Origin of the sequence: Bizionia sp. M204, assembly GCF_023205095.1 — a bacterium.
In the GTDB taxonomy this organism is placed as follows: Bacteria; Bacteroidota; Bacteroidia; order Flavobacteriales; family Flavobacteriaceae; genus Algorimicrobium; species Algorimicrobium hallyeonense.
In genome coordinates, this window is the sequence record NZ_CP046242.1 from 1,448,569 (window position 1) to 1,460,956 (window position 12,388).

General features: G+C 33.1%; 9 protein-coding genes. 1 reads left to right on the top strand and 8 read right to left on the bottom strand.

What is annotated here, in order from left to right:
* Window positions 1-7 precede the first annotated feature (7 nt).
* The 4 genes from GMA17_RS06555 to GMA17_RS06570 all read right to left on the bottom strand — a co-directional run bounded on the left by GMA17_RS06555 (window position 8) and on the right by GMA17_RS06570 (window position 5,246).
* Entirely contained in the window at window positions 8-1,651 is a 1,644-nt protein-coding gene (locus GMA17_RS06555) for a DUF262 domain-containing protein (protein WP_248400322.1), read from the bottom strand.
* Window positions 1,651-4,020: an EcoAI/FtnUII family type I restriction enzme subunit R gene (gene hsdR, locus GMA17_RS06560; RefSeq protein ID WP_248400323.1), complete on the bottom strand. Its 2,370-nt coding sequence runs from the start codon at window positions 4,018-4,020 to the stop codon at window positions 1,651-1,653. The genes GMA17_RS06555 and hsdR overlap by 1 nt, the downstream gene beginning before the upstream one ends.
* 144 nt (window positions 4,021-4,164) lie before the next feature.
* The gene (locus tag GMA17_RS06565; RefSeq protein ID WP_248400324.1) at window positions 4,165-4,545 is read right to left on the bottom strand and encodes a hypothetical protein; all 381 of its coding nucleotides are present in this window, start codon (window positions 4,543-4,545) and stop codon (window positions 4,165-4,167) included.
* A gap of 23 nt (window positions 4,546-4,568) precedes the next feature.
* On the bottom strand, window positions 4,569-5,246 hold the full coding sequence (locus tag GMA17_RS06570; protein ID WP_248400325.1) for a hypothetical protein: 678 nt from the start codon (window positions 5,244-5,246) through the stop codon (window positions 4,569-4,571).
* Between the two features lie 424 nt (window positions 5,247-5,670).
* Here GMA17_RS06570 and GMA17_RS06575 point away from each other — a divergent pair, with 424 nt between their 5' ends.
* Entirely contained in the window at window positions 5,671-7,548 is a 1,878-nt protein-coding gene (locus GMA17_RS06575) for a hypothetical protein (RefSeq protein ID WP_248400327.1), read from the top strand.
* 180 nt (window positions 7,549-7,728) lie between these two features.
* Here the strand turns inward: GMA17_RS06575 and GMA17_RS06580 are convergent, their stop codons facing one another.
* The 4 genes from GMA17_RS06580 to GMA17_RS06595 all read right to left on the bottom strand — a co-directional run bounded on the left by GMA17_RS06580 (window position 7,729) and on the right by GMA17_RS06595 (window position 12,107).
* Entirely contained in the window at window positions 7,729-8,394 is a 666-nt protein-coding gene (locus GMA17_RS06580; protein WP_248400328.1) for a DUF5932 domain-containing protein, read from the bottom strand.
* Between the two features lies 1 nt (window position 8,395).
* Window positions 8,396-10,057, bottom strand: coding sequence for a tetratricopeptide repeat protein (locus GMA17_RS06585; protein WP_248400330.1), 1,662 nt, complete (start codon window positions 10,055-10,057; stop codon window positions 8,396-8,398).
* Between the two features lie 309 nt (window positions 10,058-10,366).
* On the bottom strand, window positions 10,367-11,203 hold the full coding sequence (locus GMA17_RS06590) for a universal stress protein (RefSeq protein WP_248400332.1): 837 nt from the start codon (window positions 11,201-11,203) through the stop codon (window positions 10,367-10,369).
* A gap of 76 nt (window positions 11,204-11,279) precedes the next feature.
* Window positions 11,280-12,107: a universal stress protein gene (locus tag GMA17_RS06595; RefSeq protein ID WP_248400333.1), complete on the bottom strand. Its 828-nt coding sequence runs from the start codon at window positions 12,105-12,107 to the stop codon at window positions 11,280-11,282.
* Window positions 12,108-12,388: the final 281 nt, after the last annotated feature.

A 12,388-nucleotide genomic window follows, 5' to 3' on the forward strand; every position in this document is an offset into this window, starting at 1 on the left:
AGATAACTTATGATTCTATATTCTCTTCAATTAATTCTTCTTCAGGTTTTGAAAATTCACCAACCTTTACTTTTTCATATATTTTAGGCATAATTGATTTTGCACGTTCTGCGATAAATGTTTCAAAATCATTATTCTTCACTGCTTTAATAGCTTCAACTGAAATAAAGTGACTTTCTAAATCTGATTTTATATTCGGATTCTTGGAAATATAATCAGCAATATATTCAGATGGTAATTTATTAGAAATTTCACGATTTAATCTTCCAGATATTAGTGCAAAATTAAGTAGTGAATTGATTCCTTTAGCTGTTGTACCGAATTTATCTTTTAAAGAATACGGGAAGAAATGGTGATTCTCTTTACCATTAGATTTTGCAATATTAGATTTATCTAACATCACGGGAATACTGTTATCAAAATCTTTAGGGTTTTTTAGAGCCATCAAACAAACCACTCCGTTTTTGATGACAGATTTAGTTTGCATATTAACTTTAGCAAGTTCTTTTAAGGTTAATGAAACACCAAAAACATTTTCTTGCAGTTGCTCTTTGATTAATTTAGTTATCCAGTCTGCGTCGTCTTTCATTTTAGTTAAACTAGAGCTAGAAAAACGTGCAGAAAAGGTAGCTGTCCAAAACCAATTCTCTATAAACTTAAAGTGGCTGGCTGCAATACTTTTCTTTTTAGATTTATAAAAATAATACTGTAAAATTGGAAGAAAAGCATTGTAAGGTAAATAACTAATAAAACGAACTCCAAATATTTTTACAAAATCTAAAGTTAATCGAATACTCTCAGCTGTTTTATCCCAATATTCATCACATATTGCGGCTGTTAGGTTTAATTGATTTTTGTTTTTACAATCTCCAAAAGCATTTAATGATAAGGATTGAATAAATACTTCATTTTCTACACCTCCAAAAGCTTTGACATTTGTTTCATTATTAAATATTTTAATCTTATCTCTTAAATCGAAATCTGGAGACCAAGCACTAGCGTGAACTAAATCGAATAATGACAATCTTTTACCTCCTTGATTTATTCTTTCAAAAATGGTAACAACTTCATCAAGCTCCATTTTTAAAGTCTTAATTATACTAATAGGATAATCTGAAAATACCTGTTGGCAATTACTCCAATTTTCATGAAGTTTTGTGTTGTTATCATTATCATATAAGACATACTTAGTTAATACTTTGCCATATTCTGATGTGTCAAAAAGCTTCCAAGCAGGAATATTATGATTTTCATTTTTAAGACGAGGAATATGAAACATCTGCTTTTCCACATTATAACAAATTGAAGAAAAATCTGTTTTCCCTATAGTTTTCCCTTTTAAAGCAACATAAAGAGAGGTAATACGTTGTTGTCCATCTAAAATAAAACTAAAATAATTTGATTCTGGATTTTCAGGCAAATTCAAATCTTTAATCTCACGACAAAAGTTTTTATATTCTTTACCAGCTTCCCAAATAAAAAATGAACCAATAGGATATTGACTTTGTATACTATTAAGTAATTTCACTATTTTACTTCTTTCCCAAACATAGCCACGTTGAAATCTTGGGATTTTCATATTACCATTTTCTAATTGGTTGAAAACTTTTTGAAGATTCCAGTTATTGATAATTTCAATTCTTTGTTCCATTAGGCAATATTATATATTTCGTTTTCTAATTCTTTAACTGCTTCTTCAAAATCTTTACGTTTACCAAAAGCTCTCACCAATTCTACAGGCGAGCCCATTTCATTTAAAGGTTTCACTTTAAGTACAGAACCTTGTTCTATACTCACAATACCTTCCTTTTCATATTTATCTAATAAGCTATTTAAAACCTTTTGTGCGGTTTCGCTGTACTTCGTAAAATAGTTACGTTTGCGTACGTTGTTGGCTCGTTCTTGTCGCGTTAAAGCAGGTTGATCGAAGGCAATGTGGCAGATTAAATCGAAATCGTCTAAATCTTTTCCTACCTCTTCACGCAAGGCTTCAAGAAGAACTCCATGTTCTGCAAGCTCTTTTATTAATTCCTCTTTCTTTTCAGACTCATTCCATCGTTGAATAAAATCGTCTAAGGAGGCAAACTCTTTCGTAATATTTTTTCTTGAATAATCTTTTAAGGACTCTGTAATTAGCTTTCCGTCTTTTCCGTAATACTGAACACGTTCATTAACCACCGATACAGGTATTTGGTTGACGTAGAATTTTTTCACTTCATGTTCCCCTCCATCGATATTAATATCAGGTGGCGTTGGTGGAAATAGATCTGGATTATTGGGTTCTCCACTATCTGGTAGTGTTGGTTCAATAGTATCTGGTGGTACCACTGAACCACCTGGTTCTGGTTCATAAATTTGAACAGGGTCACCATCAAAATCAGGTCTTGCGAATATGTTGGTGGCTTTTCTAAAATCCATAATCGTAAAATAGACTTTACCTTCCGCTTCACGTATTCGTGTACCTCTACCTATTATTTGTTTGAATTCAGTCACAGACTGTATATTAGATTCCAAAACAATCACTTTAACCATTTTGGTATCAATACCAGTGGTTAACATTTTAGAAGTAGTAGCTATAACAGGAAAGCGTTCTTCTACATCTGTAAAATTATCTAATTCTTGCTTTCCTACTTCATCATCACCAGTAATTTTCACGCAGTAATTCCAGTGTTTTGCAACTAAATCGGCATTCTCATTTATTAATGCTTGTCGCATTCTATTTGCATGGTCTATATCTACACAAAACACAATTGTTTTTGCGAAACGGTCTGTTGCTTTTAGATACTCTGTAATTTTTTTCGCAATTAATTCTGTGCGTTCGTCTATAGCTAACGTTCTATCGTAATCTTTTAAATTATAAATACGGTCTTTTACTTCATTTCCATACTTATCAATTAAGCCAGCTGTTGGTCTCCAGCCTTCATCTACATTTGTTGTAATTCGCACCACTTTATAAGGCGCTAAAAAGCCATCATCAATTCCCTGTTTTAAGGAATAAGTATATACTGGCTCACCAAAATACTCCATATTAGAAACGTCTTTAGTTTCTTTAGGCGTTGCTGTAAGTCCTATATGTGTTGCAGAACTAAAATAAGTCAATACGTCTCTCCAAGCAGAAGCTTCAGACGCACTACCTCTATGACATTCGTCAATAACTATTAAATCGAAAAAATCTGGACTAAATTCTTTGTAAGCATTTTTATCTTCATCATTAGAAGTCAAACCTTGATATAAAGCGAAGTATATTTGATAGGATTTATCAATCTTTCGGTTTTTAATAATGTGCATGATATCATTCCCGAAAGGCGAGAAATCACCATTTTTTGTTTGCGTTAATAAGGCATTTCTATCTGCTAAAAATAAAATTCGCTTTTTAACTCCTGTTTTCCAAAGGCGCCAAATAATATTAAAAGCTGTGTAGGTTTTGCCTGTTCCGGTTGCCATTACCAAGATGATGCGTTGTTGCTCCTTTGCAATAGCTTCTAAAGTTCTATTAACGGCATTTTGCTGATAGTATCTAGGCTTCATACCGCTTTCATCAGCATAATAGTTTTTCCCTACTATTTCTTGAGCTTTTGGGGTTTCAATTTTTTTATGTTCTAAATATTTCTTCCACAAGGTTTCAGGTGAAGGAAAACTGTTTAATGTTAACTCTTCTTCTAAAGTTCCGTCTGTTCTTGTTTTATCATGAAATACAAAAGAATCACCATTGGAAGTGAATATAAATGGAACTTGCAGAATTTCAGAATATTCCAGAGCTTGTTGCATACCATGTCCAACAGGCTTTTTATTATCTTTTGCCTCAATAATAGCTATTGGAATATTAGATTTGTAATAGAGGATATAATCCGCACGTTTACTTTTTCCACGTGTGTATAAGTTCCCTTGAACAATGATTCGACCATCCGTAAATGAGACTTCTTCTCTAACTTGGGTTCTCATATTCCAGCCTGCTTTTTGAAGGGCTGGATTTATAAACTTACTGCAAATATCTCTTTCTGACAGGTCTTTTTTGTTCATAGATTCAACATGAAGTTTTAGTAAAAATAAATTTAATTAATTTTTTTACTATCATTTTACAAGAAGAGTTTAAAGATAGAAAAAGTAAATATATAAGCATTATATATTACTGAAATTTAAAAGTGTTATGTTTATCCTTTTATATCAATCACAGTCACATTTATACTTATAAATATATTTATGAAACCGTTCGCCATAACTGGTTCCTATAGCGTATAAACCATTATAAAAAGCATTCCAATTGGATAGCGGTATTCCACAGAATATATATTCTTTACCATATAAACTATATTCATTTGTCTTTATATTGGCTATTACAGCCAAATTACCATCCACCTCATAACATGCAACACTTTTTAACCATGAGGAATTTATTAACTGCATAGCGTTCACACTTCCTTTCTTTTTTCCTTCCTTTTTTACAAAAGTTAACAGCTCATTACATCTAACATCCTGAGAATATACATTCAAGGTGCAAAAAATAACCATTATAGAAATTACATAATTCTTAAAACTTGTATTCATAATACCAAATTTATATTCTTAAACTATTTTCTCATGTCTTCAACGAAACGAGCTGTAGCGTCTCTCATAAAGTCCTCTAATATATCCTTTTCTACAACTACATATCCTTCTCGTTCTTTCTCAATACGCTTCATTCGTTTTTTAAATGACTCATTTATCTCACACCCTAACCCTTCTGCACATGGTGCGTAATGGAATTTGTATGTTCCTGCAAATTCATTATTATCTATTAAAACAACCTTAAATTCCACAATAGCACCATATTGCTTGTATGGGTCTTTAAGGAGACCATTCCTTCCTTTATCCGTAAAATACTTATTCGTTTCATAAATAACCTCACTATCAAGTTTAATGAGTTCAATTATTAAATCCGTATCTGTTTTAGCCTTCAACTTTGCATAATCCACGGTGTTTTCATTATTAGAAATAACCTGATTAAATAAATTACGGTCTCTTACTATAAAACCTTGACTTAAAAACTCCTTCTCAATCGCACTGTATAGGCTACTGACATCATTTTCTTCTGTGGCTTGTCCGGTATTTGGTGTTCTTAAAACAATTTTGGGAGACGGATTGTTATTCAAAAATTCGGACAATCTTTCTGTTGTCGTAATTTCATCTCCTGCTGGATTGAACTTGATGTATTTAGGTGAACAACTTAAAACTAATAATAGTAGAGGTAATAAGGTATATTTTTTCATGTTATTTATAAATTGATTAGTATCATCAAACCTATAACAATCAACCAAATTTACCTTACGGGAACCCGTATTATAATATTAATTATAAGTTATCCTTCTAAATTTCAAAACCAAAACCACCTTCATTCCATCCATCACTTTGCAATCACTTTCAAAAGTAAGTCCTGATAATTTCCTGACCTTTATAGGTTTATACATCTCGGAAATAAGAATTAAAAGATTTACAATAAGTAAGCACCTAAATTCTTACACCCCACTCGCTTTCTTTTACAAGTTCCCAGGTAACACCAAGCATTTTATTTCTGCAAACTCATATAAATACCTATATATTTGCATTCTTATAATTAGGATTTCTAGGAAACCCTAAAAAAAACAAATTAACCAACTGACAATAGGTTAGAGATATAATGGATTTACGCTAACTATGTATAATCACGTTTTAAAAATTACTTTATTCCTAGTTTTGGCTGTTTCTCATATTGGCTTTTCGCAAATAGAGGAAAAAGACAAAAATGCAACCGATAGTGTTTATGAGAAGATTGAAAACTTTTCAGAAAAATCGAAATCAACAAAATTCCTACACAATCTTATTTTTAAAAATAAAACCAATCAAAACCGAAAAACCACGGTTCCTAAAAGATCCAATTTTCGTGATGTAGAAAATAAAATCGTTAGACATATTTATGTTGACAGTCACGATCCCTTCGGGTTTTCCTTTACCGACTCCACAGAAACCGCAAATAGTTGGCTGGAAAAAGCAGGGAATACAGTTCATTTAAAATCCAAAGATTTTGCCATTAGAAATTACTTGATGTTTGAAAAAAATCAACCTTTAGACAGTTTATTACTAATAGAATCAGAACGTTTATTGAGGTCTCAAGATTTTATTAGAGAAGTTGCCTTTAAGGTGGAGCATGTGGCAGGTAGTAGGGATTCTGTGGATGTGTATATAACAACTTTAGATTCTTGGAGTTTAATCCCTAGTGGCTCCATTTCCAGTTCCAAACTGAAAGTAAAATTACGAGAGGAAAATTTTCTAGGTTTTGGACATCAATTCAAAATGCGCTATGACACTAGATTTAGCGACAATAAATCGGCTTATGATGTGCGCTACGCGGTTTCAAACTTTAAAAACACCTATATCAATTCGGCTGCAGGTTATACCACAACTTTGGAGGGTGCTAAAAGTAAATATTTAAACATAGAACGTCCATTTTTCTCGGCCTATACCAAGTGGGCAGCAGGTGTTTATATAGACGAACAATTTGCACGAAAATGGTTACCAGATGCGAACATGGATTTAGGTGTTCAAGATTTAAAATACCAATCTCAAGATCTGTGGGCAGGCTATTCTTTCGATTTATTTAAGGGAAATACCGAACGCGAACGAACAACAAATATAATTACGTCATTCCGGTTTTTAAATCTCAATTACAGAGAACCCCCTTCCTTGGCCTATGATAGTATTCAATACTTTTCAAGTGAAACATTTTATTTAGGAAGCATTGGTATTTCCTCCAGACAGTTTGTGGACGATCGCTATCTATTCAGAGATGGTATTATAGAAAGTGTTCCTGTAGGTGATTATTTGGCTATTATTGCTGGAAATCAACGAAAAAACAGTCAGAACCGCTTGTATCTGGGGGCTAAAGTTGGACATGGCAATTATTACAATTGGGGCTACTTAAGTCTTAATATGGAATATGGGACTTTTTTTAATACATCTAAAAAAGAACAAACGGCCTACTCCTTTAGCGCCAATTATTTTACGAATTTAATATCCTTGGGGAGCACATGGAAAATGCGTCAATTTATTAAGTCGCAGGTATTAATTGGCAAAAACCGTTTAAATTCAGTCGGTGACCGCGTTACCATAGATGAATACAATGATTTTAGAAATTATTACGACGTAGAAAATGCCAATAACGAAAATATGGGAATACCGGGTTTTGATAGTGACCTGCTAGGAACCTCCAAGTTTTTAATAACACTCCAAACGCAATTTTATCCGCCTTGGGAACTTATGGGTTTCCGCGTTAATCCCTATTTAAATATTAAATCGGCTTTATTGGGTACTGAAAACACCAAGCTTATTTCTAGTAAACTGTATTCATCATTTTCGGCCGGTGTTATCCTGAAAAATGATTATCTCGTGTTTGAATCCATTCAATTATCCATATCCTTCTACCCCTCTATACCAACGGAGGGTAATTCTATTTTTACAACAAACGCCATTAGCGTGGACGATTTTAATCTTCCAGGGTTTGAATTGGGCAAACCAGCACCAATCTGGTATAATTAAAAATTAAGATGCCTAAAACACGGCTTCTTATTCAGCAATTAAAAGGCTTGTAAATGAAAAAAGCGCACAAAATTTGTGCGCTTAAAAAACTCCCCTGTTTTTATCTCAATAAATAGCAAAGCAAACATAAGGTGCTTTAGCTGTACTTCCTTACTGTTTTCCGTAATGGGTGGTAAATAATTAAATAAGCCCTAAATCTTTAACAATAGCCACTAAATGAATGGCGTTTTTGGCTTTAAATTGAATGCGGAGTTTATTAAGTCGTTTTTCAATGGAACTCAAACTACTAGGCGACATGCCTTTTGCCTTGTATTGCTGACTGATTTGCTCCTGGGATAAGCCTAAAGACAATTGCTTTAATAATAAAATATCATAATCATCAATTTCCAAATCAGACGTCTTACGCAAAGCTTGCGATACCACTTCTGATACATAGCGTTCGTTATGATAAACGGCCTGTATGGCTTCGTTTAACTCAATAAGTCCGCGTCTGCCCTTGCAAACATAGGCTTTCACTCCATAATCATTTATAAGGCGTTTTACGGTTTGAATCCTGTCTTCAATGGAATAAACAATAATTTTTAAATCGGGAAAACTAGTATGTAATGCTTTTATTAAGTCTTCTCCGGATGCATATTTTTGATCTCTATGATCTTTTTTAAATGATAAATCTGTTATCAATAAATCGTAAGGTTCATTATTTAAACGGGCACTTTGAATCCGTAAATAGGCATCGTCACAATATTGAACGGAGGTGACATCGGTTATTTTTAAGGTATCCAGAATGGTTAACATTCCTAAATTAATACTAATTAAATCGTCTGAAACTATAACTTTTTTAAACATCTTAAACGGTAATAAAAGCACTAAAGCCTTGGTTAATTTGAGACTTAAAAGTAATAGAACCATTTATAGTATTTATACGGTTTTCCGCATTTTGCAAACCATTTTGTTTTTCTATGTGACATCCAACACCATTATCCGAATAGTTAATATGTACTTTTGATCCAGTTTTAGTGAAGTCCAAAACAACCACTTTTGCAGCGCTATGCTTTTTCATATTGGTCATTAATTCTTGAATTACCCGATATATAGCTACTTTTTTATTTTCCGAAACGGCTTCCCAATTTATTTTTGAGATGCCCTTTATAATAATGTTCGTATCTGGGTTTTGATAATTGGATATTAAATCCTTTAGGAGGTCTTGATAATTATTTGAAACATCTATTTCGTGATATTCTCTAGAAATATCTCTGGTTTTTTCATAGACAGCTTCTAAATCATCTAAAATACCATCACGACTCATGGTAGATTGCTGCAATTTATTCATTAAATGATAGACATCATTAGCGACCTCATCATGTACTTTTTTTGAAATGCGCAGTTCGGTATTATAAACCTCCAATTGTTTTTGTTTTTTATGCCGATGCCGCGTTATTAAAAACCAAATAAAACCTAATATAATAATGAGAATGGCTGTGTATCCGTAAATTAATTTCAAGTTTTTCTCTTTTTCAGCTTGAAGCAAGTTTGCACTGGCTATTTTTTCCTGTTTAAATACATCGTATTTCTTGGAGGCATATTTTCCGTCGGTAAGCAAATTAGCCCGTTCTATACTATCCCGAATCTGTTTGTAAAATAGTACTTCTGGGTCCGTTTTTAAACCGATGACCAAATCCATACTTTCTGAAATAATAGTAGCGTTCTTCGTGTTTTCCGCCAAATGGTAGGCTTTTCGTGCATGTTGTTTGGCTTGACTGGTATCGCCAATTTCCATATAATAATTTGAAAGATCCATATAACTTCCAATAACCTCATAGGTCTTCCCTAATTGTTGTCGGATTTGACGTGCTTGATTAAAATAAGAAACGGCATCTGGATGCCGAAGTTTTCCTTTTACCATAGCGTAGTTGTGTAGAATGCGCGCTTTCTCTGCGGAATCTCGAACGTGTACTAATGCTTTTTTGAGGCTTTCAAATTCGGTAAATGCTTGGTCCCACTGCCCCGATTTTATAAGCGCAAAACCCATATTATTTTTAAGTTTAATTTGCTGGAATTGCACTGTATCCAAGTCAAGCGCGCGTTGATAATAGCTAATGGCTTTATCATAATCTAATAATTGACGATAAATTTTACCGAGCTGGTTGTAAATTCCAATACGACTTTCAGTGGTCGCCGAATCTACTGGCATATTATCCAATAAGCTTAAAGCTTCAATAGCCGTTTCTTCGCTGTCATAATAGAAACCTAACTTATTTTGAATAATTGCTATTAGTCGCAAATTGTAAATAGCGTGAACAAGATTAGACTTTTTCAAATTTTGCTCTTTCAGCCTATTGTAAAACGCAAAGGCCTGTATTAAATCGGCCTTGTGTAATGGATTTTCAACCTTTTCTCTAAAATAAGCGGCGCTATCAACCGGTTTTTGTTGGTACGCATAGCTCGGTAAGACATTCAAAACGAGAAAGCCCAGCATAAAAAAGAAATAAAGTAATGGTCTGAAGGTCATGCAGTAGGTCTTACATCTAGGAGCTGTAAACAGGTAAAGATTTGAAATAACGCATCCATTACATTCCTAATTATTTTCATTTATAAGGCTATAAACTGTTTTGAAGAGATTCGTTTTTCCCGTTTTTAAAGTTTCCTGACAATTCACACTATAGTGATGGCATTTTATTCAAATGATTAATGCTTTCGTGTACAAAGGTCTCGCAGATTCGCTTAAACAACTTTTGTAATCCATGCCAACCTTTCGCCACACCCTTTTAAATAAGTACTATAGAAATCCAGTGGTTTCAACACACTAAATAAGGACGTACTAATCCACACGTGGTATAACTAGAAACGGAATGATGGAGTGATAGCCCATTTTTTTTATTACCGGTTCCTTAATTAATTTTTCAACAAAGCTATGCTCATAATTAATCATGGTAAGAATATTACTATTATTCTCCTTAATAAAACGGGTGATAGCTTGTTCTTTTTTTCTAGTCTTTGTAAGCCAGTTAAAATTAATATTATAATCCTTAAAGTACGTTTTTAGCATGTCCACATTTTCAAGCTGTTTGTCTTCAAGTTTGTCCTTTTTATTAATATGAACAATCTCAATTTTAGACCCATGTAAATCGGCAATTTCCTTGATAAACTTTAACTCTTCGCCATAAAAACGATTAAATTTTGTTGGAAAAACCATGTTATTTGGCGTTTCATATTCAAAATTACTTGGAATTAATAAGACCGGGCAACGTCTCATTCTATTCATTACGGTAACCGTATTACTACCATATAAAAATTCTTGAGCGCCTGTAGCACCTTTAGTACCCATAACAACTAATCGTATATTATGTTTTTTAACAGCAACTTCCATACAATCCAATACAGAACCTTCACTAAAAATTGTTTCAAAGGTATGATCGCGGTCTCTACTTTCCTGTTCTGCTCGATCTTTAAATGCTGCCAATTTTTCCTTTAATTTCTTTTGAACAGGCTCTATGGAACTTTGAGGAATATGTGTTCGTGCGCCCGAATTTAAAAACGTCCAGGCATGTGAAAAATAAAAAGTACAAGGCTCGCTAGCATATAGATTTAATGCATACAAAGCTGCACTCCAAGCATTGTCTGAAAAATCAGTAGGTAATAAAATGTGATGTCTCATAAGTAAATTTCATTAAGGGTTTTGTCGGTATTGTTAAAGCGACACCTTTTTTTATAGTGTGTAATTAATATTTGTTTTAACCTGGAATAACGAGAAATGGAATACTGGATTTAAAACCTATTTTTTTTATTATAGGTTCTTTCATAAAGCTATCAATAAAACTATGTGGATAGTTTATCATTACCAACATGTTGATATCAAATTTCTCAATAAAGTGGGTAATTCCACGTTCTTTACTACCTTCTGAAGGCATGGAATGAAAATTAGGCGAATAGTCTTTTAAAGCTACTTTTAATTGATCTAAGTTGTAATCCTGCGCTTCTGAAATATCATGAGCTTTGTTTATATGAACTATTTCAATTTTAGAATTGTACAGGGCTGCCATATCTTTTAATGGTTGTAATTCATCACCATAACTTCGACTAAAGTCGGTTGGGAAAGCAATTTTTTCTGGCTGTTTAAATTCATATTCATCGGGAATTGCTAAAACCGGACACTGTTTCACGCTTTGGATGATATGTACCGTATTACTTCCAAAAACAATTTCTTCCGCTTTTGTGGCGCCTTTTGTTCCCATGATAACCAAATCTATTTTCTGCTTTTTTATAATAGATTCCAATGAGTCTCTCAAATCATACGAACTTAAAATAGTTTCAAATTGGTGGTTCGCATTGGCATAGTGCTGTTCTGCCTTTTGTTTAACTTGTGCTAAACCGTTTTTGGCGTTTTCAGTAACAACACGCGTGAGTTTACTAGACATACTCGATCGCGTAGAACCTTTTATTATAGAGGAATGTAAAAAATAAAACGTACAAGGTACAGCCTCATACAGCTTAAAGGCATATAAAGCTGCAATCCAAGCATTATCAGAAAAATCAGTTGGTAATAGAATGTGTTTTCTCATAAAATATATTTTAAATTAATGGGATAAGTTAAAGCTTCTAGCGCGCTTTTCCTATGATAAAAATCATAAGTTTCAAGGAATAACCCAAAACGCGTTTTAAATTGAATCCCGGAAATGTATGAAGCAATAACGCGACAAGATGTTTTAAAATAAACTCAACCTTTTTAATAAAAGACTAAGATATCGATTTTATATACATCTGTCAATAGATACTAGGATTCTAATAGTTTAAAATGATTAAATAATGTGAAATTCGCTAGCAATACCCCGTTTAATTATCA

Bases quoted from the DNA above. Each gene is read 5' to 3' on its own strand.
- GMA17_RS06580 (WP_248400328.1), bottom strand. From the start codon at position 8,394: ATGTTTAAAAAAGTTATAGTTTCAGACGATTTAATTAGTATTAATTTA.
- GMA17_RS06565 (WP_248400324.1), bottom strand. From the start codon at position 4,545: ATGAATACAAGTTTTAAGAATTATGTAATTTCTATAATGGTTATTTTT.
- hsdR (WP_248400323.1), bottom strand. From the start codon at position 4,020: ATGAACAAAAAAGACCTGTCAGAAAGAGATATTTGCAGTAAGTTTATA.
- GMA17_RS06590 (WP_248400332.1), bottom strand. From the start codon at position 11,203: ATGAGACATCACATTTTATTACCTACTGATTTTTCAGACAATGCTTGG.
- GMA17_RS06570 (WP_248400325.1), bottom strand. From the start codon at position 5,246: ATGAAAAAATATACCTTATTACCTCTACTATTATTAGTTTTAAGTTGT.
- GMA17_RS06555 (WP_248400322.1), bottom strand. From the start codon at position 1,651: ATGGAACAAAGAATTGAAATTATCAATAACTGGAATCTTCAAAAAGTT.
- GMA17_RS06575 (WP_248400327.1), top strand. From the start codon at position 5,671: ATGTATAATCACGTTTTAAAAATTACTTTATTCCTAGTTTTGGCTGTT.
- GMA17_RS06585 (WP_248400330.1), bottom strand. From the start codon at position 10,057: ATGACCTTCAGACCATTACTTTATTTCTTTTTTATGCTGGGCTTTCTC.
- GMA17_RS06595 (WP_248400333.1), bottom strand. From the start codon at position 12,107: ATGAGAAAACACATTCTATTACCAACTGATTTTTCTGATAATGCTTGG.